Source organism: Brevibacterium antiquum (assembly GCF_016107655.1).
GTDB classification, from domain to species: Bacteria; Actinomycetota; Actinomycetes; order Actinomycetales; family Brevibacteriaceae; genus Brevibacterium; species Brevibacterium antiquum.
The window spans coordinates 97,757-121,639 of record NZ_JABASX010000009.1 but is presented as its reverse complement, the minus strand read 5'-3'; the positions used below and the strand labels follow the sequence as shown (position 1 = coordinate 121,639).

Annotated in this window: 19 protein-coding genes; 8 read left to right on the top strand and 11 right to left on the bottom strand. The window is 58.4% G+C overall.

What is annotated here, in order from left to right; all coding sequences use genetic code 11:
• Window positions 1–6: 6 nt before the first annotated feature.
• The 5 genes from gyrB to dnaA all read right to left on the bottom strand — a co-directional run bounded on the left by gyrB (window position 7) and on the right by dnaA (window position 7,155).
• The gene (gyrB, locus tag JFC13_RS15445; protein ID WP_198397951.1) at window positions 7–2,004 is read right to left on the bottom strand and encodes a DNA topoisomerase (ATP-hydrolyzing) subunit B; all 1,998 of its coding nucleotides are present in this window, start codon (window positions 2,002–2,004) and stop codon (window positions 7–9) included.
• Between the two features lie 201 nt (window positions 2,005–2,205).
• Window positions 2,206–2,718 carry a DUF721 domain-containing protein gene (locus tag JFC13_RS15440; protein ID WP_096160144.1) on the bottom strand — a complete coding sequence of 171 codons (513 nt, stop codon included), beginning with the start codon at window positions 2,716–2,718 and terminating at the stop codon, window positions 2,206–2,208.
• Window positions 2,715–3,839 carry a DNA replication/repair protein RecF gene (recF, locus tag JFC13_RS15435; protein ID WP_198397950.1) on the bottom strand — a complete coding sequence of 375 codons (1,125 nt, stop codon included), beginning with the start codon at window positions 3,837–3,839 and terminating at the stop codon, window positions 2,715–2,717. The genes JFC13_RS15440 and recF overlap by 4 nt, the downstream gene beginning before the upstream one ends.
• Window positions 3,840–4,979: a DNA polymerase III subunit beta gene (gene dnaN, locus JFC13_RS15430; RefSeq protein ID WP_198397949.1), complete on the bottom strand. Its 1,140-nt coding sequence runs from the start codon at window positions 4,977–4,979 to the stop codon at window positions 3,840–3,842.
• 541 nt (window positions 4,980–5,520) lie between these two features.
• Complete coding sequence (gene dnaA, locus JFC13_RS15425; protein ID WP_096168401.1) at window positions 5,521–7,155, bottom strand: chromosomal replication initiator protein DnaA; 1,635 nt, start codon at window positions 7,153–7,155, stop codon at window positions 5,521–5,523.
• A gap of 415 nt (window positions 7,156–7,570) precedes the next feature.
• On the opposite strand from dnaA, the gene rpmH reads away from it, so the two are divergent.
• The 7 genes from rpmH to JFC13_RS15390 all read left to right on the top strand — a co-directional run bounded on the left by rpmH (window position 7,571) and on the right by JFC13_RS15390 (window position 11,729).
• Window positions 7,571–7,708, top strand: coding sequence for a 50S ribosomal protein L34 (gene rpmH / locus JFC13_RS15420; RefSeq protein WP_009882743.1), 138 nt, complete (start codon window positions 7,571–7,573; stop codon window positions 7,706–7,708).
• A 2-nt stretch (window positions 7,709–7,710) separates the two neighbouring features.
• Window positions 7,711–8,076 carry a ribonuclease P protein component gene (rnpA, locus tag JFC13_RS15415; protein WP_198397948.1) on the top strand — a complete coding sequence of 122 codons (366 nt, stop codon included), beginning with the start codon at window positions 7,711–7,713 and terminating at the stop codon, window positions 8,074–8,076.
• An 82-nt stretch (window positions 8,077–8,158) separates the two neighbouring features.
• Entirely contained in the window at window positions 8,159–8,413 is a 255-nt protein-coding gene (gene yidD / locus JFC13_RS15410; RefSeq protein WP_232488687.1) for a membrane protein insertion efficiency factor YidD, read from the top strand.
• A 171-nt stretch (window positions 8,414–8,584) separates the two neighbouring features.
• Window positions 8,585–9,544 carry a membrane protein insertase YidC gene (gene yidC, locus JFC13_RS15405; protein WP_198397946.1) on the top strand — a complete coding sequence of 320 codons (960 nt, stop codon included), beginning with the start codon at window positions 8,585–8,587 and terminating at the stop codon, window positions 9,542–9,544.
• Between the two features lie 9 nt (window positions 9,545–9,553).
• Window positions 9,554–10,135 carry a Jag family protein gene (locus JFC13_RS15400; RefSeq protein ID WP_096168405.1) on the top strand — a complete coding sequence of 194 codons (582 nt, stop codon included), beginning with the start codon at window positions 9,554–9,556 and terminating at the stop codon, window positions 10,133–10,135.
• A complete protein-coding gene (gene rsmG / locus JFC13_RS15395) occupies window positions 10,128–10,766 on the top strand; it encodes a 16S rRNA (guanine(527)-N(7))-methyltransferase RsmG (RefSeq protein ID WP_198397945.1) in 639 nt (212 codons plus the stop codon). The genes JFC13_RS15400 and rsmG overlap by 8 nt, the downstream gene beginning before the upstream one ends.
• A gap of 66 nt (window positions 10,767–10,832) precedes the next feature.
• Window positions 10,833–11,729, top strand: coding sequence for a ParA family protein (locus JFC13_RS15390; RefSeq protein WP_232488670.1), 897 nt, complete (start codon window positions 10,833–10,835; stop codon window positions 11,727–11,729).
• 375 nt (window positions 11,730–12,104) lie between these two features.
• Here the strand turns inward: JFC13_RS15390 and JFC13_RS19445 are convergent, their stop codons facing one another.
• On the bottom strand, window positions 12,105–12,260 hold the full coding sequence (locus tag JFC13_RS19445; protein ID WP_232488669.1) for a hypothetical protein: 156 nt from the start codon (window positions 12,258–12,260) through the stop codon (window positions 12,105–12,107).
• 79 nt (window positions 12,261–12,339) lie between these two features.
• On the opposite strand from JFC13_RS19445, the gene JFC13_RS19440 reads away from it, so the two are divergent.
• A complete protein-coding gene (locus tag JFC13_RS19440; RefSeq protein ID WP_332839437.1) occupies window positions 12,340–13,482 on the top strand; it encodes a ParB/RepB/Spo0J family partition protein in 1,143 nt (380 codons plus the stop codon).
• Between the two features lie 3,349 nt (window positions 13,483–16,831).
• Here the strand turns inward: JFC13_RS19440 and JFC13_RS15380 are convergent.
• The 5 genes from JFC13_RS15380 to murJ form a co-directional block, all read right to left on the bottom strand.
• Window positions 16,832–17,920 carry a peptidoglycan-binding protein gene (locus tag JFC13_RS15380; RefSeq protein ID WP_332839436.1) on the bottom strand — a complete coding sequence of 363 codons (1,089 nt, stop codon included), beginning with the start codon at window positions 17,918–17,920 and terminating at the stop codon, window positions 16,832–16,834.
• A 151-nt stretch (window positions 17,921–18,071) separates the two neighbouring features.
• Complete coding sequence (trxA, locus tag JFC13_RS15375; RefSeq protein WP_009882752.1) at window positions 18,072–18,389, bottom strand: thioredoxin; 318 nt, start codon at window positions 18,387–18,389, stop codon at window positions 18,072–18,074.
• 145 nt (window positions 18,390–18,534) lie between these two features.
• Entirely contained in the window at window positions 18,535–19,533 is a 999-nt protein-coding gene (trxB, locus tag JFC13_RS15370) for a thioredoxin-disulfide reductase (protein ID WP_198397941.1), read from the bottom strand.
• 208 nt (window positions 19,534–19,741) lie between these two features.
• Complete coding sequence (locus JFC13_RS15365) at window positions 19,742–22,243, bottom strand: protein kinase family protein (protein ID WP_198397940.1); 2,502 nt, start codon at window positions 22,241–22,243, stop codon at window positions 19,742–19,744.
• A 25-nt stretch (window positions 22,244–22,268) separates the two neighbouring features.
• Window positions 22,269–23,882: a murein biosynthesis integral membrane protein MurJ gene (murJ, locus tag JFC13_RS15360; RefSeq protein WP_198397939.1), complete on the bottom strand. Its 1,614-nt coding sequence runs from the start codon at window positions 23,880–23,882 to the stop codon at window positions 22,269–22,271.
• Window position 23,883 lies beyond the last annotated feature (1 nt).

Genomic DNA, 23,883 nt, shown 5'->3' with positions numbered 1-23,883 from the left:
TGAGGATCAGATATCGAGGAAGCGAACGTCTTTCGCGTTCTCTTGGATGAAGCGTCGACGCGAATCCACGTCATCGCCCATGAGCACCGTGAAGATCTCGTCGGCCACAATCGCATCGTCGAGCGACACCTGCTTGAGCAGCCGGTGGTCAGGATCCATCGTGGTCTCCCACAGCTCCTCATAGTTCATCTCGCCCAGACCCTTGTAACGCTGAATCGCCATGTCCTTGGGCAGACGCTTGCCAGAGGCTCGTCCGGTTTCGAGCAGACCATCGCGCTCGTTGTCGGTGTAGGCGAACTGGTGCGGGGCGTTCGACCACTTGAGTCGATACAGCGGAGGAGTCGCCAGGTAGACGTAGCCGTGTTCGATGAGCGGCTTCATGTAACGGAAGATCAAGGTCAGCAGCAGTGTCGTGATGTGCTGGCCGTCGACATCCGCGTCGGCCATGAGCACGATCTTATGGTAACGCAGCTTGTCAAGATCGAACTCTTCGCCGATGCCGGTGCCGAAGGCCGTGATCATGGCCTGGACCTCGTTGTTGCCCAGAGCCCGGTCGAGTCGGGCCTTCTCGACATTGAGGATCTTGCCGCGCAGCGGCAGAATCGCCTGGGTATTCGGATTGCGCCCCTGTGTTGCGGAGCCGCCTGCGGAGTCACCCTCGACGATGAAGACTTCGGAGATCGTCGGGTCTTTTGACTGGCAGTCCTTGAGCTTGCCTGGCATGCCCGAGGATTCGAGCAGTCCCTTGCGCCTCGTGGCTTCACGGGCCTTGCGAGCAGCCAGTCTCGCCTGGGATGCCTGGAGACCCTTGCGCACAACGTCCTTGGCCTGAGCCGGGTTGGATTCCATCCAGTGGCCGAGCTCATCGCGGACAACGCGCTGGACGAAGCCCTTGACCTCGGAGTTGCCCAATTTCGTCTTCGTCTGGCCCTCGAACTGCGGATCGCCGAGCTTGACTGAGATGACAGCTGTCAGCCCCTCACGGATGTCGTCACCGGTGAGGTTGGCGTCCTTCTCCCGCAGAAGTTTCTGTTCCCGAGCGTAGTTGTTGATCAGCGAGGTCAAGGCCGTGCGGAAGCCCTCTTCGTGCGTGCCGCCCTCATGGGTGTTGATGACGTTGGCGTAGGTGTGGACCGATTCGCTGTAGGACGTCGTCCACTGCATCGCGATCTCGAGGGAGAGCGTCTCGCCGGGCTCCTCGGACTCGAAGACGATGACATCCGGGTGGATGAGATCGGCCTTCTTCGTCGCATTCAGGTACTGCACGTAGTCGAGCAGACCGTGTTCGTAGTGATACGTCGCCTCACGCGGTTTGGCGACTGTCTCTTCGTCCTCGTCGATCTGGACGTTGTCGTCGTCGATCTGAACGTGCCGTTCATCGGTCAGGCTGATCTTCATGCCCTTGTTGAGGAACGCCATCTGTTGGAAGCGCGCGCGCAGATACTCATACGAGAAATCGGTGGTCTCGAAGATCGTCGAGTCCGGCCAGAAGGTCACCATCGTGCCGGTCTCGGAGGTCTCGTCGCCGCGGCGAAGCTCCCCGGTGGGAACACCCTTCTCAAAGTCCATATTCCACACGTAGCCGTCGCGTCGGACCTCGACCTCCAGGCGCTCGGACAGCGCATTGACCACAGTCGAACCCACACCGTGCAGACCGCCGGCCACAGCATAGCCGCCTCCGCCGAACTTACCGCCGGCGTGCAGGATGGTCAGGATCACCTCGACGGTGGGCTTACCCTCTGTGGGGTGCATCGCCACCGGCATTCCACGCCCGTCATCGACGACTCTCACACCACCGTCGGCGAGGATCGTCACCTCGATGTGGTCGCAGTACCCGGCCATCGCCTCATCGACGGAGTTGTCGACGATTTCCTGAACCAGGTGGTGGAGACCGCGTTCCGAAGTCGAACCGATATACATGCCAGGTCGTTTGCGAACTGCTTCGAGACCCTCAAGTACCGTAATATCCCCGGCATCGTAATGGGGTAGATCCTCGGTCGTCATATGACTCCTAGTGCGGGTGGGCGCTAACAGCTTCCTATTCTACCGCGCCACGCCCGGAAATGCCCGTAAGCGGCCCATTAAGGTGCATTTGCGGAATTTTGAAGCCTCAGATGTACCCCCGGGCACGAACGGGACCGGCTATCGCCGTTTAAGGCCCTCTATGGTTTTTCAGATCTGCCGCAGTACAGACTCGGAAACTTCTCAGCCGAAGGTGTCTCGTGGACCACGTCCGGACACACTGCGCCGACCCTTCTTGAAACTACGTCCTCGTGGCCCGCGGATCTCAATCTCCGTGATCGTCTGCGAGCCGAGACCGGCCTCCAACGCTCTGAGGATCGTGGGCTTGAGCACCCGCAGCTGAGTCGCCCATGTCGTCGAGTCGGCGGCGATGATGAGCAGCGGAGGAGAGAAGTCGACGGGTTTGCAGTGCATTGCGACCTGTTCTCCCACCAGATCAGGCCACCGGCCCAGCACCTTGCCGATGTCGATGGAAGACGACCAGCCTCGGGCGGAGATCAGCTTTCCCAGCGCCGATGAGATCGCTGCAGGGTCACGTTTGTCCTTGCCCGGCGAGGAGTAGATGGCTTCGCCTCGCAGTCGTGACCGGCGGCGGCTGCGGACGAATTTCGCTTCGGTCGCTTCCATCCGACGCACCCGGTCAAGAGCTTCAAGTGCTGCGACCGGAGTTGAGGTGTCTTTCTCGATCCCGCTCATGGGAGCAGACGCTCCTGAGCGATCCTTCGGCCCTCAAGCCCTGTGGGCAGATCTCCGTCGACGGCTGCGGTGATGAATACCTGCTCAGCTTCAGTGATCCGAGAGGCCAGTCGGTTCCGACGTCCAGTGTCGAGTTCGGCGAACACATCGTCGAGGACAAGGACCGGCTGTTCGGCGGCCGACCCGGCATCGGAGCTCAGCAGATCCCATCCGGCCAGCTGCATGGCAAGAGCCAGCGACCAGGTCTCGCCGTGTGAGGCGTAGCCCTTCGCCGGATGGTCGCCGATCGTCAGAGCCAGGTCGTCACGACCGGGACCGTGCAGGGTCAGACCCCGTTCGATCTCCGTGGTGCGTCTGCGCTCGAGGGCAGCCAGCAGCAGCTCCCGGCATTCGGCAGCGGATTCGGCCTGAGAATAATCGATGCGTGAATCGTAGCGAGCCTTGATTCCTTGACGTTCCAGTCGAGCATCGGCAGCGATATAGGCGAAGTTCTTCTGCAGCGGCTCGACGATATCGGCGAGGATCCTCTGCCTGCCGTACACCAGCTCGGAGGCTGAGTCCGCATAGGCCATGTTCCAGATGTCCAACGTCGCCTCGAGGCCGGGGTCGCGATCCTCGCGCAGACGTTTGAGCAGTGCGTTGCGCTGCTTGAGAGCACGTTCGAAATCTGTGATCACCGAGGAATAGCGAGGATTGCGGGAAACGACCAAGGTGTCGATCCATGACCGTCGTTCTGCTGGTTCGCCCCGGACAAGGCTGAGATCCTCTGGTGCGAAGACGACACAGGAGACGAGTCCGAGTATCTCCTTCATCTTCACCGGGGAGCGGTTGACCCGTGCCCGGTTCGCGCCCTTGGACTGGATCGAGACTTCGACCGTGGCATGTCGCTGATCGCGGTTGACGAGAGCGGACACGGTTGCCGTGTGCGCGGATTCATTGACCAGCGGCGCATCGAAGGCCACTCGATGAGAGCGCAGGTGAGCCAGATACCCGATGGCTTCGACGATATTGGTCTTGCCGGTCCCGTTGTCGGCCACGAATGTGGTGACCCCGGGTTCGAACTCGAGGTCGAGCTCGGGATAGGACCGGTAGTTACGCAGCGAAAGTCGGGATATCCACATTCAGATACGCGTTGGCATGAGCAAGTACCGATACGATTCGTCGGCCGACGATTCCAGATCCCTCTGACCCGAGATGATGACGGGCTTCATCGGCTGGGTGAACGAGAAGTTCACGTACGGGCTCTCGATGGCAGCGAGACCTTCGGCGATGTAGTGAGGATTGAAGCCGACTGTGATCGGATCACCCTGCAGCACAGCCTCGACGGCTTCCGATGCTTGGGCATCGTCGCCGGTTCCGGCGTGGAGTGTGAGCATCCCGTCGCTGACCTCGAAGCGCAGCGGAGTGTTCCGTTCGGCGACGAGGGAGACACGACGGACAGCTTCACGCAGAACACCGGTTTCGACGATCGCGTGGATCGGCACGGAATCAGGGAACAGCGAACGAACCTTGGGGTACTCACCTTCGACGAGGAGTGAGGTTGTGACTCGGCCCGCCGAGGTGAAGGAGATGAGATCCTTGCCTGCATCGTTGCTCAGACCGATCGTGACATCACCGCCGAGTGACTTCGAGACGTCAGAGAGAGTGCGTCCGCGCAGAAGTGCGACAGCGGAGACGTCGGGACGTCCGGGGTTCCAGGTGAACTCCCGGACAGCGAGCCGGTAGCGGTCGGTGGCCAGAAGTGTGACCTTTTCGCCTTCGATCTCGACGCGAACGCTGGTCAGGATCGGCAGGGTGTCGTCTTTCGACGTTGCGATCGTGACCTGTGAGACGGCGTTCTGGAATTCACCGGCTGCAACGGTCCCTGAGGCGTCGGGGACCTGAGGCAACGATGGGTATTCGCCGACAGGCATCGTCATCAGTGAGAACCGAGACGAGCTGCAGGTGACGTCGACCTTCGAATCGATCTGCTCGAGCGTGACTTCCTGGTTCGGGAGGGCCTTGGAGATGTCGGCGAGGAGTCGGCCGGACACGAGAACAGTGCCGGCGGTCACGACATCGGCTGCGATCTCGACTCGGGACGAGACTTCGTAGTCGAAGACGGAGAGACGTACGGTCCCACCAGCCTCGGCGGTGATGAGAATGCCGGTGAGCACTGGTGCGGAAGGACGACTGGGGAGGGTCTTGGTAGCCCAAGTCACCGCATCGGCAAGGATATCGCGATTGACTTTGAACTTCAGGGGAGATGCTTCGGCGTTCACTTTACTCCTTCGGGGCGACCACCCGACGTATTCAAGACACTGGCTTGACGTTGCTCGGAAAACTCTACACAGCCTAGCGGAAATCTCAGCGTCGGGGCATCGGGCTGACAACAACATGATCAGCCACAGGCTCTGCTCAGATCAGGACCTGAAGGATCTCGCATTCGAGAATCGACTGTGACCATGTGTTCGAATAATCGAGCGTGGTCGAAGTGTGTGTCGAGCTCTCCCTCGAGAGCTTCTCGACCGAGCCGATGCAGTCGGTGGCGGTCACCCTCTTACAACTTCAATTCATAGAGTAGAAGTATTAGCACCTGTGGAGTGTGTGGACAACCAACGGTTACGCCCTAGTAATCAAGGGCCGAGCGACTTCCGAGGGTGTGGATCCCCTGTGTACACAGACACATGCTTCGGTGGGCGCTTGGGTAAGCACATCCATGTAGTTCACATCCGTCCACTCACTTCGTGAAGTTATCCACCATTCTATCCCCAGGTTACGTGGTTTGTCCCCATGGTTATCCACAGATGTGTATACCGCGTTCTATAGGCGATGTTGCTGTTTAATGCGGTTTGTTAACTCGGTGACCTGAGTGTAGACCGCCCGTCGTTCAGCCATCTGAGTTCGAATCTTCTTGTTCGCATGCATCACGGTGGTGTGATCGCGGCCGCCGAACGCCTGTCCGATCTTCGGCAACGACAGCTCCGTGAGTTCACGGCACAGGTACATGGCGATCTGGCGAGCAGTGGTCAGTGTCCGTGATCGGGATGTGCCGCACAGGTCATCGAGGGTGAGGCTGAAGTAGGCAGCGGTCTGCCCCATGATGTCGGCAGCGGTGATGGCTGGGGTGTCGTCCTGGGTGATGAAGTCCTTGAGGACGGTCTCGGCCAAACTGACGTCGACCTGTTGATCGTTGAGGTTGGCGAAGGCAGTCACACGAATGAGAGCGCCCTCGAGCTCGCGGATGTTCGAGGAGATCCGCGATGCGATGTATTCGAGCACGTCATTGGGAACATCGAGGTGTTCGCCGGCCGCCTTCCGACGCAGAATCGCAAAGCGCGTCTCCATGTCCGGGGGCTGCACATCTGTCAGGAGGCCCCACTCGAAGCGTGAACGCAGTCGCTCCTCGAAGCCCTTGAGCATCTTCGGGGGCTGGTCAGAGGTGATGACGACCTGTTTGACCTCATTGTGCAGAGCATTGAATGTGTGGAAGAACTCTTCGACCGTCGCATCTTTGCCCTGCAGGAACTGGATGTCATCGATCATCAGGATGTCGACCTCGCGGTAGCGACGCTGAAATGCTGGTCGCAGGGAGTTCGACGTCTTCGACGAACCGATCGTGTTGATGAAGTCGTTGACGAACTCTTCGCTCGAGACGTATTTCACTCTGATCTCGGGGAACAGCTGTGTCGCGTAGTACCCGATCGCGTGCAGGAGGTGTGTCTTACCCAGCCCCGAATCGCCGTAGATGAACAGAGGGTTGTAGGCCTTGGCCGGTGCCTCGGCCACGGCGAAGGCCGCAGCATGGGCGAATCGGTTGGACGCCCCGATGACGAAGGTGTCGAAGGTGTACTTGGGGTTGAGCTGGGCGACGCCGGGAACCTCGACCGGTGGAGTCGACTGGGCGGCGGTCGCCTCGGCGATCTTCATCTCTCGCGTCGTTCTTTCCACAGGCGCCCCGTTGCTGGGCGCTGGCCCGGTGTCCTCGTACCTGGGCGTCTGCGGCTGCGGATGTGGCGCGCGGTTGTAGGGCCCCGGGGTCTGAGGCGCAGCGGTCGCGGTCTGTGACGGTGCATAGGCCGGAGACCCGGCAGATCCCATCGCCGAGGTGGATGTCTCCGGATCGATTTCGATGGGTGATCCCGGTGTGGGTTCCCCGATGAGATCTTCGAACCTGATCGGAACGTCCAGTTCGGGATCGACGACGAACCCGAAGGTCACTTCGAACCCAAGAACATGAGAGAACTCCCTGGTCAGAGGACCGAGGAGGCGAGTCTCGATGGTTCTGCGCGTGTGTTCATCCCGGACAGCAAGCAGGACCAATGCGTTGTCGACGAGAGCCTTGGGCACTGCAAGTGAGAGGAAGCCCCTCTGATGAGCGGTGAGACTGGGGTCCTGATCCAGGGTCGAGACCACCGTCCGCCATTGGCTGATGAGCTCATTCTTGGAATTCGACACCGTCAATCTTCCTCCGTTTTCGTAGTTTCCTATTGGCATGGTCCACACCTGTGTATGACTTCCACATAGTTTTCCACAGTTTGTGGAGAACTGACGAGTCATCCCAGCAATCCTCCACATTGGTGGATAACCATGTGGAAAACTACACGCTTGTTACTTGTGGACGACCGCCGATGCGCAGAGGATGAATTCCGGCGAACAGTTCACGACAGTGACGTGAAACATTGACATCGAGTTTGACCAGGAACTTTGACCTTGGCTAAGATGGAGTGTCCTGTGTACCGGGCTTCATCCGATTATCTTGAATATCTTTTGGCTCTTATGCACAGGAGTGCTCGGCGGTCGAGACTCGTACCGCCGTTTTTTGTGAGAACGCACCGTCGTTCGACCGCAACCTAGAAATCGGAGACTTGAAGTGAGTAAGCGTACTTTCCAGCCCAATAACCGCAAGCGCGCCAAGAAGCACGGCTTCCGTCTGCGCATGCGCACCCGTGCCGGCCGTTCGATCCTGGCCGCACGTCGTCGCAAGGGACGTGCCGAAGTTTCGGCATAAGTGTGATCACCGCGGCTCACCGGATCCGCAGCGGAGACGACTTCAGAAGGGTCTTCAAAGCTGGCGTCCGTGTGCGCTCGGACCATTTGATGGCACACAGCCTGATAGATAGTGATGATTCCCACGCTGCACGCGTGGGTTTCATCGTATCCAAGGCCGTTGGAAACGCCGTTCGACGGAACCGAGTGAAACGTCGTCTTCGAGAGATCATGCGAGTCCGGCTCGACAGCCTTGATCCCGGTGCTCTGTTCGTCATCAGAGCATTGCCCCAAGCGGCAGAAGCGGAATTCTCCGTGCTTGAGTCCGAGGTCACGATGCTGATGGACAAAGCGCAGAAGAAACTAGAGAGCCGTGGACGCCGAACATGATCTGAAGCACCCCTCGGAGGTGCCCCGCAGACCGGCCGGTTTCTGGCCCACAGTCTGGTGGGTGATCCGAATCGGGCCGCGCATGCCATTTGTGTGGTTCATCAGAGCGTATCGAGTCGTGGTGTCTCCACTGTACGGACAGGTATGTCGGTACTATCCCAGTTGCTCGATGTACGGCCTGGAGGCCTTCGAGATACACGGAGTTCTCAAGGGAATGGTGTTAACTGGGTGGCGAATACTGCGATGCAATCCTTTTTCCCCTGGCGGGGTGGACCATGTTCCCGGTTCAGCGCGCCAGGCCCGCTCAGTTTCAATGCATGACGAAGATGGCCGCTGACAATCGTGTCGTGTGAGCAGCAGATGTTCAGCGCGTCTGTGCATCACGACATTCCGGTGGCTGACCCCTCCGGTACACGCGAGAGCAGGACCCATGGTTCTGTGTCGCGAAGACCCGCGAACAATGGCAAAATGAACGATCGTGAAGAATCGTTGTAACGAGGAGTACTGAATGGACTGGATGGACAAGCTGCTCTACCCGCTGCAGTGGGTAGTTGCTTGGATCCTCGCGATCTTCCACGAGATCTTCACCGCGATCGGCCTGCCAGCAGCCAATGGCTGGACCTGGGTTCTGTCGATCGCCGGGCTGACCCTTGTGATCCGTGCAATCCTGATTCCGCTGTTCGTCTATCAGATCAAGTCCCAGCGGAAGATGCAGCTGCTGCAGCCTCAGATTCAGCGCCTGCAGGCTAAGTACAAGGGCAAGAAGGACCAGTACTCGCGTCAGGCCATGGCCGAAGAGCAGATGAACCTGTTCCGCGACAACAAGACCAGCCCATGGGCTTCGTGCCTGCCGCTCCTCGTGCAGATGCCGATCTTCTTCTCCCTGTTCCGTGTCATCCACAACATGCCGGACGTGGCCTCCGGCTCGGTCGGAGCGATCGGCGGGTTCACTCAGGAGCTCGCGATTCAGGCCGAGCAGTCTTCGGTATTCGGCATTTCGCTGTCGGCGACGTTCATGTCGGATGGCATTGGCGTCAAGCTGCTGACCGGTGTTCTCATCGTGATCATGGCCTCGACGATGTTCATCACTCAGAAACAGATGATGGCGAAGAACATGTCTGAGTCCGCTATGGCGAACCCGATGATGCAGTCGCAGAAGATGCTCCTCTACGTGATGCCCCTCGTCTTCGGCATCGGCGGCATCTACTTCCCGCTCGGCGTTCTCTTCTACTGGCTCGTCTCGAATACCTGGACGATGTGCCAGCAGCACGTGGTCATCCGCAATATGCCGGCCCCAGGCTCCAAAGCCGAGAAGGAGATGCTGGAGCGGAAGGCTCGCAAGGGCAAGCCCGTTCAGCAGCCTGAGATCAAGGGTGGCACTGACACTGTTGTTGAGCAGACCCCGAACCAGAGCCGTCAGCGGCAGCAGCCGGTGAGCAAGAACCGCAAGAAGAACAAGAAGCGCTGAGGAAGAACCATGACTGAAGAGAATGTCGACACGACTGTTGATGAGACCGTCGATGAGACTGCCGACGCGGGTGCTGCGGACAGCGGCACCGAAAAAGATGCGAAGCCGACGAGAGCCGAGCTCCTCGAAGAAGAGGGCGAGATCGCAGCGGACTACCTCGAAGAACTGATGGACCTTGCCGACATCGATGGCGACATCGACATTGATGTCGGAGACGGGCGCGCACAACTGTCGATCGTCTGCGAAGACGACGATGATTCCAACCTGCGCACGTTGGTCGGCCGAGAAGGCAAAACCCTCGGCGCACTCCAGGAGCTGAGTCGACTGGCAGTCCAGACCAGCACCGGTCAGCGATCCTGGCTGATGCTCGACATCGACGGCTTCCGCAACAACCGTCGAGACGAGCTGATCAAGCAGGCGAAGCGCGCAATCGAAGACGTCAAAGAGTCGGGCAATGAATTCGCTTTCAAACCGATGAACAGCTTTGAGCGCAAGATCATCCACGATCAGGTTGCTCAGGCCGGTTTGGTTTCGGAGTCCGAAGGTGAGGGTGACGGCCGGCATGTACTCGTCCGTCCCGCCCATGACTGACATTTCCGCTCTCGAAATTCCCCCGGCAGGCACCGAAGAATTCTTCGGAGATGCCTACCCCGCAGCTAACCGGTATGCGCAGCATCTGGCAACCACCGGCATCGAATGGGGACTGATCGGCCCCCGCGAGATCGACCGGCTCTGGACCAGGCACATCCTCAACTGTGCTGTTGTGGCTGAGTTCATCGATGACAGTGATGTCGTCGGCGACGTCGGCAGCGGCGCTGGTCTCCCAGGTATTCCGATAGCCCTGCTTTGTCCTGAAGCGCAGGTGGTTCTCATCGAACCGATGGAGCGCCGAGTCGAGTGGCTGAAGATGGTCGTCGATGATCTTCAACTGGACAACGTTCGTATCGTCCGAGCTCGCGTCGAAGAGCTCGTTGACGAGGAGATGTTCACCGTTGTGACTTCGAGGGCGGTCAAGGCGATGACAACTCTCATCGAATGGACTCATGAAGTGATGGGTCCTGATGGACGGATCCTGGCCCTCAAAGGTGCTTCTGTCGAGGCTGAACTGGCGAAGACGAAGAAGCTGCTGAAGCGATACCGACTGTCTCAGCCGAAGATTCACATCGCTGACGGCGGAATCCTCGAAGTGCCTAGCCGTGTCGTCGAGATAGTCAAGAAATAGTACGAAGTAGATTTGGTCTAGGCTGAGTATAGCTTTGTGAAACCAATGGATGATGGAGTGCGCCGAATGCCGATCATGGACGAGTCGTCTCCCATAGGTGCTGCAATCGCGCGCGACAATCGACGCGCCGATCGACTGTCCCAGGTGAGTTTTCCAAAACCAGACTCTACCCGGATCTTCACGATCGCCAACCAGAAGGGTGGCGTCGGGAAAACCACGACCGCTGTGAATATCGCTGCTGCGCTGGCGAATCAGAATCTCAACGTTCTGCTCATCGACATCGATCCCCAGGGCAATGCCAGCACTGCTCTGGGCATTGACCACTATTCGGAAGTCACCAGCATCTACGATGTGATCATCGATGACGTACCGATGCGTGAAGCCGTAGCGCAGTGCCCGGACTTCGCGACTCTCAAATGTGTGCCGGCGACTATTGATCTTGCCGGGGCCGAGATCGAGCTGGTGTCTCTTGTCGCTCGAGAACAGCGCCTGCAGAGGTCCCTGAATGTCTATCTCGATGAACAGGCTGCGGCAGGAAGTCGAGTGGACTACGTCATCGTGGACTGCCCTCCGAGCTTGGGCCTTCTGACAGTCAATGCGTTCGTCGCCGCCCGCGAAGTGCTCATCCCGATTCAGTGCGAATACTATGCGCTTGAGGGCTTGAGTCAGCTGCTGAAGAATATTCAGCTCATCCAGAAGCATCTCAATCCGAAATTGGCGATCTCCACAATCCTTCTGACGATGTATGACGGGCGGACCAACCTCAGCGCCCAAGTAGCCGATGATGTACGGACTCATTTTCCCGAGCAGGTCCTGTCATCCTCGATTCCACGCTCCGTGCGCATTTCAGAGGCTCCGAGCTACGGACAGACTGTCATTTCGTACGACCCCCATTCCAGTGGCGCTTTGTCCTACCGGGAAGCAGCCGAAGAAATCGCACAACGAGGAGTAAATCGTGGCTGAACGCAGGAAGCGTGGATTGGGACGTGGTCTCGGCGCTTTGATTCCGGATGCGGCGTCGAGCGACCGACCAGTCGACGTGTTCTTCTCCGGTGGCGAGCCTGAAGATACCAAGCAGACGACAGAAGAGCCGAAGGCACCTCGGGCCGTTCGCACGGATCCTGCAGCCTCCATGCAGTCCTCACGCAGGCGCAAGCCTAAGGCCGGAGCGTCATCCGCGTCTTCGACGTCGAAGACCACTAAGGCGGATGCACCTGCTTCTGAGTCGTCGCCGGCTAAGAGCCCCACTTCGAAGAGCACGACTGCGAAGAGTGGGCCAGCGAAGAGCGCTTCTGCGAAGAAGGCAAGTGGCTCAACCTCGTCCAAACCCGCCGCGTCTCAGACAAAAGCGAAGAAGGCCGCTTCAGGGGCGAAATCCGCAACGGCTGAAGCCAGCGCAGCGAAGACCGGAGCGTCTGGTAGTTCTTCTGCGAAGTCGACGCCTGCGAAATCGACGCCTGCGAAATCGAGTGCTAAGACCTCGACAGGAACCAAGACTGCAACTCATGCGTCGAGCACCAAGGCGGCGAGCGAGGCACCCGCGACCGCCGCTGCAGAGCGTAAAGCGGAATCGGTGCTCGACAGCACAGCCGATATCGAAGCATCTTTCGTTGAAACTGCTGAACCCGACGTCGAGGCGACACCTGTGGACTCGACCGTAGATCGAGCTGACGAAGAGTCGACGCAGGCGGACGATGTTCTGGAGACCCATCCCGGGGTATACAGGTCAGGCCATGAAGTCTTCGATGAGGCTCGACAAGAGACCGCGGCAGATGAACCGTCAACTACACATGAAGTGTCTGCTGCGGCTGAGCCCTCGCCCGCATCGTCGACGCCTGCCTCCGGCAACGAAGATGACGACTCGGTAGCAAACGAAGATATTGGAATCGCGGGAGTTGATTCGATCCCCGATACGGAGTTTGGCGAGATCGACGTTGATCGCATTGATGCCAACCCTCGTCAGCCCCGTACCTTCTTTGACGAAGATCAGCTCAGTGAACTTGTACACAGCATCCGCGAGATCGGTGTGCTGCAGCCCGTCGTCGTCCGACAGAAGCCAAGTGACCACGAACGCTTCGAACTCATCATGGGTGAACGTCGTCTTCGGGCGACGAAGGACGCAGGTCTTTCAACTATCCCTGCGATCATTCGCTACGTTGATGACACAGACCTCTTGCGGGATGCTCTGCTTGAGAACTTGCACAGAGCAGAGCTGAACCCGTTGGAGGAGGCCGCTGCATATGGCCAGCTGCTCGAGGACTTCGGCTGCACTCAGGAGGAGCTTTCCGAACGGATCGGACGTTCTCGCCCGCAGATTTCCAATACTCTTCGCCTGCTTCGTTTGCCTCCGTTGGTGCAGCGGCGTGTAGCTGCTGGTGTCATTTCAGCAGGACACGCTCGCGCGATCTTGGGTCTTCGCGAGGCGGAGCACATGGAGATTCTTGCTCAGCGCATCGTTGCTGAGGGACTCTCTGTGAGAGCGTCCGAAGAAGCTGTGGTGCTTCTTAACCGTGGCGACTCGGTGAATGTTTCACGTGCAACCACACGCGTGGCACCTCAGTTCATTGAAGTTGCTGAACGCCTGGGCGATCGTCTTGATACCAAGGTCAACATCACGGTCGGAAAGAAGAAGGGCAAGCTGAGCGTAGAGTTCGCGAATCAAGACGACCTCGACCGCATTCTGAGCTTGCTTGGAGTCGAGTCGCCGGCGGAATAGCTGCTCTGAGTTGATTGAAGTTGGGCGGGTGAGAATGACATTGTCGATCCTCACCCGCCCAACTTCTATTCAACCCCGTTTAGTTGGGTTTCGCTGCTAGTCCAGGAAGATCCTCTCGCCGAATTGCTCACGTCCCACGCGGCAAGGCTACGACGATTCCTGTGGGTCGGTTGACTACCGTTCCGAGAGCCGTCGAATCGGAACTGTTGCTATTAGACTTCCGGTCTGGTGTTGGCGGCATAGATAGTTGCTCCAAGACGTATAGTCGGCGCGATCGGTCGGGTTGTTGCGCTCGTTTCACGTGAAACAGTGGCAGGTCCACCTCTATAGACACTGAACTTATCTACGTGACCGCTTCACTCGGGCAACGTTCCGCCGATCGCTTCACTGGCGGGAGCACTCGAACGTGGCCACATTATCGAGTTACGCGAGCCCTCTAGCCGATCTAAGAGATGGTTCTATCCAATATGCAGCGGCTGCCGTCTGCTAAATTCCTCGGTAAGGCATGTTTCACGTGAAACGGTCGGCCCAATGACTATCCATCATCCCGGCTAACGCCTTCCCTGCACATCTCACGCTGTGTGGGCCAACGTGAACCAGGCTCTTCGGGCCAAAATAGAATCAACTTAGCTATTAATCTTAATCTGATGACCAGGGGTGACGAAGCAGGACCCGACTTCCTCAAGCTGATGAATACAGGGTGTCAGTATGCGCGATTTCGGTCTTGTGCCTATTGGCCTGTGCGGAGGGTACTGGTTTCACGTGAAACGTCTGTCGTTGTCACACAAGCCTCTTCGGCGGGTGCCCGTAATGAGATATGCCCTCAAGCAGCGGAGCAGAGGCCGTTGGCGACGCCGCACTGATGGCGATCGGCGGGTGTGAACTGCGTTCGTGTGCGGTTCCGGTCGAGCAGTATGCCCGCATCGTGAATACCATCAACTCTGAGGACCACTTTTGCCGCGGCGTCGTCCGCTACTGTTGCTTCGTACTTCCAATATTGCATCCACCGAGTAGGTTTCACGTGAAACTACGTATCGGTTTGTCTCCTGTCTTACCTGGGTAGGAGCCAGCTAACGTGTGCATTGTGTCGAATGCAACGCAGATACCGTCTCCGGCTGTCCCGCTTGGTGTATACGTACTTCGCCTCATGTGACGTATTTGCGGACAGGATTGGCGACCGTATCCGGGGTTCGTTCGCAATGGCTGAATGCTCGGACCCATCGTCGACAATTCGGCGTTAGTACATCGAACAGGGTGGGCGAGAGAAACAAGCGTTTCACGTGAAACATGGTTCATATGAGTCATTGAATATCTCGTTCGTCGCTGGCAAATTCGGGACTGAGGAGCCGTGACCCGATGGACCCAGCATCGGTGGTGTGGATCCGACATCGGTGGTGTTCCGGTATGAGCTGCGATTTTGGTGGCCGTGATTAGTTTGAAACGTGCTCGCTAGCAGGCAGTACGGCCTTCTTAGTTTGATTATCTTATACCGGGTCGAGCGCTTGGGCGCTCCTTCTGCGGTGCTGTTTGTCCTCCGAAATCTCGCTTAAGCGGATGTTTCATGTGAAACGGCCGCCTTCTCAATCTAACCCCGGCACAATCTATTTCGCGATTACCTAGGTGGTGCTCGTAGCGAATGCCGAGCTCCCTTCGATCTTGTGTGACCGTAGAGCAGAAGCAGTACTCATATCGGTGATGCTCAGCGCCGCTTTCCAATGCTGGTCGTTGTACAAACGGGGATAGTTCTCAATGACCTCGCAACATACCTTTCGGCTGCTTGTGGTTGCCCGTTGTTCCATCGTCTGACGCCACGTGGTTAGCAAGCTTCGGACCTGTCGATGAAGCGACCCATATTTTGGTCGGTGTTTCACGTGAAACATGATCGAGGTTTGCTTGAATAAGCGCATCGACGGCTGAATAGTCTGGGGGGGGCACCAACCATTGAACGGTGACCGTGGAATTGCTAAACACCGTCTTCGTGCTATCTCTTTGTCCATCTTGCATTTGAGCATGTTTGTTTCACGTGGAACAAGATGTGGTTTGATCACCGCTAGCGAATACTTTTGTCTTCTTGGATTGGGCATGGTCATCGGCACGACGCTCGTGGGGTGAAGCTGATGATAGTTTCACGTGGAACAATCCGCTTCAATAGACGGTTGATGGCCGTAATCACGGAATATGAGCCACGCAGTATTGCACGCGGACATGCTCGCTCATAATGTCGCGTCTATCCCTTCAATCGCCGCGTCCTTGGGGTCCCGCGCATTTCGGGCCGGCTTTGGGCAGGCAAAACCTAGTACGCGGCGTGCAAGTACAAGGGACTTGATGGGCACATTGTGATGCATGAGTTGGCAAGTGCTGATTCACATGAAACACGGGCGATGGGCACCTGAGCAAGTCGATCTCAACGTAATCTCGTAACGTGTGTCGGGACGATACACCGTTTGAAGCAGCTCGCTGAGGCATTCGTGGCTGCGGCGTGGACAAGTGAGTAGTCTATGGCAGTGTCGCAACATCCTATAGAGGACGACTGAAACACCTATCGGTCGCGTTGGTGGGAACTCTTGGACGGATGGCTTCTCGTCTGTTTCATGTGGAACGGCGCCCGAATATGACGATCGTGAGTCGTACATCGGTGGCCAGATGTACGCAGAGAACAGACTGCTATCTGGGGTGTATCCCACAATATGCTGGTGGGCGTCGGTGTTGTGCCCGCTATGACTCCACATCGGGGTGAGTTGTGAATATTGCTGCGCTCCCTTGAGCTCCGTCTCTCGGCCTGTGTACTCCGTGCGATTCATGTTCCACGTGAAACAGCGTTCGGGTGAGTCGGTACGGGGACAGGTGTGTATGATCAAGGTCGACACGTGCCCCGTGCACATACGGTCGGCAGTCTGTAGTGCCCCCAGTAGACACTTCCGTAGGTCTACTGGGGGCTAGCCTCCAGATGGATTGCTAAGCAGACATATGGTGAAGCATCGGTGCTGATCAACATGCACTAAACGAGGATAGTTGCGGCTTGAGGATGTCCTCAAGCCTCGGCAAGGTCATCGAGCTGGTCAGATCGACTTTAACCGCATTGATTGGGCTCGAGAGATGAGTGCTTCGATGTACTGTCTCATTCTTACCCGCACAGATGTACTTGGTACTCCGCAATGACATTTTCGGCGATTGGCAACCCAAGGTCGCGGCCGAGAATCAACGATTACCCTTCTGGCCGGGAGGATGGGAATCTGCGACCGAGTTCGAGGCAACGGATCGAAGCAAGCGACGGACACAGCGCCATCTACCGAATCAGGTTGAGGGCTATCGAGCTCGCGTTTCACGTGAAACGTCAGGCATCGAGTTTCTAACTGTACGCTTTGATCTGCGCCAGGCTGAGAGTCCCGGTTTCAGGATCCGAGTCCTCGCGGACGTAGAGTCTTTGCAGGCCAGCAGCGATGCCGTCAGCAATCGCATCTCGTACGTTGGCATCTTCGAGGTTATCGAGATCGTCTGCATTAGTGAGGTAGCCAGCGACTACGTGAACCTTTGGAGTGCGGAGCCGTTTCAGAGAAGACCAAGTGCGAGCATGGCTTCTGCAGTCTCTCATTCCTGTTCGGGCAGCGAGTTCGCTTTGAATGAGTTCTGCCAGACGTGCGCCGGTCGGGGAATTGATGTCTGAATGAGTCTCGTGTCCGAAGAAGAAGGTCGCGATTCCGTTAGCGTCTTTGGACTTATTGATGTCCGCGGTCACCGTGATGACGGCAGAAGCACCGAGTTGGTCTGCCTTGTTGACCTCGACGGCGTCACCGTTGAGAACGATTGCTCCTGCACCGACAGCCTCCAGTCGTCCGGCAAGTCGGGTTGCTATATCGGTGGTGATACGTCGTTCGGTGTCGGCCTGCGCTTCCGTCATTGGAAGAGTCTCGAAATCTACAACTGTAGTTGCGGCCTCGATGACGAATGTGCGTCCGGCAAGCGAGGTCCCAGAAGCTGCAACTCGTGCTCGTTCTTCTAAAGCAAAGAGGTTCCCGGTGTCCTGTTTGCGGTCAATTGCGTCGAGCCCGCGCAGTGTCTGTGGTCCTGCTACTCCGTCGACCTTGGTGCCGAGACTCATCTGCAGCTCTTTGACGGCGGCGTCAGTGACTGCTGAGTACTCCGCGTCCATGCGGCCTGCGTAGAACCCAAGACCGGCGAGGGTTCGCTGCAGTCTGAGTACATCGTCGCCTGTAAGGACTCTCACAGGGTCATAACGGAGGACACGGTCTCCGAGTTGATATCGAGCCCGTTCGAGCTCTGAAAAGGTCTCTGTGCCCATCACACCGTCACAGAGAATCCCTCGCACCTGTTGGAACTGCCGGACGGCGAGCTCGAAGGTCCGATCAAACTCGACAGATTCGGCTTGACCGACATTGAGCCCCAGACGAGCCATCTGAGATTTGATGTTGGGCAACACCTCAGAGCTGTTCCCGCGTGAAAACGGCGGGTGTGGGTTGTGAGTCAATGCGATGCCAATCTGCTGTGCGAAGTTCTGAACGTGTTCCTGTCTGCCATCTGGATAGACCTAAGGCGCCTGTTGATCGTACAACAGGCGCCTTAGAACATGATCAGATGAAGTCGGAGAGCTCATCCTCAAGCGCCGGCTTGGGCCGTGCACCGATGATGGTCTTTGCTACTTCACCATCCTTGAAGACGTAGAGCGCAGGAATCGAGGTGATTCCGTACTTGCTCGCCGTCTCGAGATTTTCGTCGGTGTTGACCTTGACCACGTTGAGCTTCTCAGTGTTCTCTTCCGCGATCTGGTCAACGATCGGGCTGACCATGCGGCAAGGGCCGCACCATGGAGCCCAGAAATCGACGAGCACTGGCTTGTCGGACTTCAATACGGTCTCTTCGAACGTGGCGTCAGTGACTTCTGTCGACATGACCAACCTTTCTCTTAACAATGTTCTCTAGCGGAAACAGCCGTTGTGCAGGATTCATTCCCCAACGCCGTTCGCAGACCTTCGTCGGGTCAGTTGAAGTGTGTGCTTCGTGGCGGTTGGTGTCAACCGATTTATGTCTGTCTGGTCAGGACGCAATCGGCGCTGGCGCCTGTGAAGCCTCGGCGGCTGCTACGGCCTCGGCCTGTTTTGTCACTGCATCGAGATCAGCCAGGTAGTGCTCGGCATCGAGGGCTGCCGAACAACCTGATCCCGCAGCCGTAATGGCCTGCCTGTAGACGGAGTCGATGACGTCGCCCGCAGCGAAGACACCTTCGATCGCGGTCTTGGAGGTTCGCCCTTCGACGTTGAGGTAGCCATCGGAACGCAGCGAGAGCTGATCGCCGAAGAGACTGGTGCGGGGATCGGAGCCGATTGCCACGAACAAGCCAGTGACCGGCAGCTCAGACGTTTCGCCGGAGACAGTGTTGCGAACTGTGAGACCAGAGAGTGAGTCTTCGCCGTGGATCTCGGTGACTTCGCTGTCGAGGAGGTATTCGAGCTTCTCATCGGCGGCTGCCCGATCCTGCATCGCCTGTGAAGCCCGAAGCTCTTGACGACGGTGGATGAGAGTCACCTTGGAGGCGAACCGAGTGAGGAATGTTGCCTCTTCGAGGGCCGAGTCGCCGCCCCCGACAACAGCGATGTGCTGGTTTCGGAAGAAGAAGCCGTCGCAGGTGGCACACCAGCTGACGCCATGGCCGGAGAGCTTCTTCTCATTGGGAAGGTTGAGCTCGCGGTACGCCGAGCCGGTGGCGAGGATGACTGCCTGAGCCGTGTACCTGGCTCCCAGCGCAGTTTCGATCTGATGGGCACCGGGCTCCAGCTTGAGGGTTGCGACATCATCGTAGATCACCTCGGCGCCGAACTTCTCAGCCTGCTCGCGCATGCTCTCCATGAGTTCTGGACCTTGTACTCCGGCGGGGAAACCGGGGTAATTCTCAACGTCGGTGGTGTTCATGAGCTCACCACCTGCTGTCACAGAACCTGCAATGACCACGGGCGAAAGGTTCGCACGAGCCGCGTAGACGGCCGCGGTGTATCCGGCCGGCCCCGACCCGATGATCACCAATTGTGTATCAGTCATGTGAAAATTCCCTGTTTCTGCTCGCTGTGTACTCGGTGTCCCGCTCGATGGCGGCACGGATTGACTATCGTACGTGTAACGGTACGGCGGTTGCGACTATTCCGCATCTGGCTTCAAGCGATGTACGCCGCATCTCCCAGGCCCAGTGTCGATCTCGCAGGCTGATGTCTGCTCGGGTTACCGAGGACCGTATGCCTGGATCGGGCTCTTATTTGAAGTCGACGGTGTTGATGATGGCACGGAAGCCGCCTTCGTCCTGGGGAAGCTCGGTCACCCAGAGAATCAGGTTGTCCGTCTCAACGTCATCATCAAGTTTGATGGTGACGCCGTCAGAGTCGAATTTGCCCTCGCCGACCTTCTTTGCATCTTCAGGATCGGAACCATTGCGAATCTCGAAGGACCCACCCGAGTTCGAGGACTTGACCTTGACTTCCTTCACCGTCGTCTTGTCTTCAAGTTCGAAGTGCAGTCCAACGCCGGACTTCAGGTTGCCGAACGATGCCGAATTGTAGCGGTCGGTCCGCCATGAACCGTCCGTATTGGGGACAACGTCTTCGGCCTTGTCGTCGTTCTCCTCGTTGTCGCCTTCGGGGTCCAAGGCCTTGACCGTATCGATCTTCGGCGGATCTGCTTTGGGCTCCTCTGTCTTCTTGTCCTTGCTGTCCTCAGGCTTGGCCGGAGCCGAGGTTTCGGCTGCCGTTTCCGGCTCGTCGTCGCCTGACGTGAAGTTGAAGACCGCAATCGAGATCACGATGGCTGCGATGACGACCAGCGCAAGGACCAACCAGGCGAACGGTTTTCGCGTACTCGACGGGTCATCGTCCGGGTTGCCGCCATTGTCGGCAGATCCACCGCCTGCCGCCGGACCGGCAGCTGAACCGCCAGCCGCCGCAGCGCCGGATGCCCCGGAACCCGTACCACCTGTCGTTGCTCCAGCGGCAGCCGACTTGGATTTGGTTGAAGTCTTCTTCTTGCCCCCGGAGTCAGCGGATTTGGAGGCTCCAGTTGCACCCACTGCTCCAGCTGCCCCGACGCCGGCTGCACCCGCGGCACCGGCCGCCCCTGCGATGCCGGCAACTCCGGCTGATAAGGCTCCAGAATTGTCGTCCGACTTCTGCTCGGGCGAGACTGCGGCAACGGGCGCAGTTGAACGAGACGAATCGGCTGGTGACTCATCGACAGCAGTGGGCGAAAGCCTGCGCACCTGTTTGGGTGGCTTTGCGGCGTTCGCCTCTTCTCGTTTGGATGTCGAGGCTGCCTCAAGCGCGGCGATGCGCCGGCGTGCTTCGTCTTCTTTGGCCCTGGCGATGCGTCGTTCGCGTTCGTACTCGCGCAGCTGATGCTCGCGCTGCTGCTCATGAGTCTCGAACATGCCGCCGAGGAACCACGACCCGTCATCCTCATCATCCATGATGACACGGGTATCGTTATCGTCCTCGGTCTCGTCAACTCCGTCCTCGGACACGATGTCGAGGGCCTGGGTGTCGGGGTCCGAATCCTGGGCGTCACGATTCATGATCGGAGACGTCAGATTCTCGTCATATTCATGGTCGGCGTATGCGGAGTACTCCGAATACGTCTGTTCAGGCTCCCACTCTTCCCAGTCCTGGGCGGCGTTGTCGAGCTGATCCTTGCCGATCGGGAAGCTCGAGGCCTCACGCATCTGCATACGGTCGGCATACTGCCCCGTAGTCTTGCCGACGACTCCCACAGCCAGTCCGCGAGTTCCCGGACGGGTGATGCCGATGCGAACCAGAGCCGCTTTGACCTGGTCGTCGCTGGCTGTGTTCGCAGTGGACGTACCCATCGACGTCGATCGTGGTGCGGGTAGGCTCGTCGCCTCGTCGAAGCTGCGCGGCGACTGGTTGAAGACACTGTCGTTGTCGAGTACCGGAGCACGGTTGACGTAGCGCAGGAGCTCGGCATCCCACTCGTCCAGGTAGCCCAATACTTCGGCTACGGAGCCAGGGCCTGGATCGGTCCCGGTGAGGATGCCGCTGACGAAGTCATCGAGTTCATCGGAGATATCGGGATTGAGGCTCTTGGCCCTCGCAATACGGGAATTCTCGCGCCCTGCTGCAGGTATGCCGTTGAATGGCTCGTCGGTGGGCCAATAGCCGGTGATGGCGGCATAGAAAAGCCGGATGAGGCCCAGGGCATCCTCTCGAGATGCCTTCGTCGGTGTGTAGTCCTCGGGGCGGATGACTCCCGTGCCCAGGGCCAGAGCGGCATCGATGCCGATGCCGGAGACCAGAACGGTGCCCTTGGTCGTGATGCCCACCGTGTTCGGACGCAGGAACATATGGAACAGGCCGCGTCTGGCGGCCGTGACGAGAACTGTTCCGATCTCGCCGATGAGAGCACGGGCGGCATCGATGGGAAGCGGTGACTTGGGCAGGATCTCGCTGAGTGAGGTGACGGCAATGCGCTTGGACACGACATAGTCGAGTCCGTTCGAATGACCGACGTCCAACGTCGGGGCAATGCGATGATCGCCGAGGATGGAGACCCGTCGCGCTGCTTCGAGAACATCCGTGGATCCATCGGCATCGGCGACGTGGATGAGGACGGGTTCATCGAGAATGGCGTCGAGCGCCGTGCACACGGCGCCCGCCTGTGGATTGTCCTCGAGCCACCGACGGTCGACCGTTGATACGACGTAACGACCGGCAACGACCATGCCGGGTGCGATATCGATCAGGGTGACCACCTCCAGAGGGGCTTCAATGCGCAGGCTATCTTCTTAGTTTTCCAGCAACCACGCCAATAATCGAATGCAACTCTCTGACTTTCAGCAAATAAGATGCTCCCAGGAAGATGACAAGCATGACCGTGCCGACGCCCGCGGCAGAGACGAATGCCTGCCACCTGCCGGACAATGCGAAGTCCGGGAAGAAGAAGAGCAGCCCATAACCGGACAATCCGGCAAGCAATGCTGCTACGAAGAACTTCACATGGGCGCCGAGGATTGTGCGGAGATCAATCCCGCCCAGGCGCTTCGACAGGAGCGCGAACGAGAGGATCATGGCGAACAGGTAGCCCAGACTCATCGTCAGTCCGATGATGGCGACCGTGACCGATTTCGGGAAGATCGATGCAGAGAGCACCGCTAAGGACTGGAAGATCACCTGCGGGAGCTGGATGAGGAACGGTGTCTTCGCGTCCTCATAGGCGTAGAAGACCCTCTGTGCCAGGTAGTTGGCGCTGAAGGGGATGAGGCCGAAGACCATCGTGATGATCACGAGCCCCACGGCCATAGCCTGTTCGCGGCCATCGCCGGCGATGATCATCGCCACAGGCGACGCGAGGACGATGAGAGCAGCGACAGCGAACGAATTCACAAATCCGACCATGCGTATGCCCATGGAGAAGTCACCGACAACAGCTTTGGTGTCGTTGTTCGCGGCATCCCTGCTCAGCGAGGTGAAGAGCGCCGTGGCCAGCGACACTGCGATGAGCGAGTGCGGGAGCATGAACACCAGGTAGCCGTTTGTGTAGGCGGCGTTCGAGGCATTGCCCTCTCCCGGAACCGAGGCACCCGCGGCGACGCGGGAAATGATCAGGAATCCGATCTGGCCGATGAGCATCGCGGAGAAGGTCCAGAATGCCACCTTGCCAGCGGTGCCGAGGCCGACCCCACGGAACCCGAACGTCGGCTTGTACTTGAAGCCGATGCGTTTGAGCGGCCAGATCAGGATGAGAGCCTGAGCGGCGACACCCAGCGTGGCTGATCCTCCGATGAGGGCGATCTTGTCCGGAGTCCAGGTGCTCAGATGATGAGGGGAAGCATTGTTCGTGCCGAAGACAAGGACGAAGACGAGGAGTCCCACTATGGCGACGACATTGTTGAGCACAGGTGCCCACATATATGGACCGAAAGATGATTTCGCGTTGAGCACCTGGCCCAAGAGCGTGTAGAGACCGTAGAAGAAGAGCTGCGGCAGGCACCAGAATGCGAATGCCGTGGCCAGAGCCATCTGATCCGGCCCCCAACCGGAGGAGTAGAGCCAGACGAGGACCGGAGCCCCGAGGGTCGCGATGATGCTGACGACCGCAAGGATCATGAATGCCAGAGTCAGCAGACGATTCGTGTAGTCCTCGCCTCCGTCCTTGCGCTTCGACGCCCGAACCAGCTGCGGGACGAGGACGGCGTTGACCACGCCGCCGGCCAGCAGCATGTACAGGGTGTTGGGGACCTTGTTGGCGACATCGAAGGCGTCCGCCTGGACGGCAGTGATTCCAATTGCCGTCGCGAGCAGTGAAGCCTTGACCAGGCCCAGCACACGCGAAGTCAGTGTGCCTGCGGTCATAATGGCCGAGGACTTGGCCAGCGCTGAGAAACTGGACACG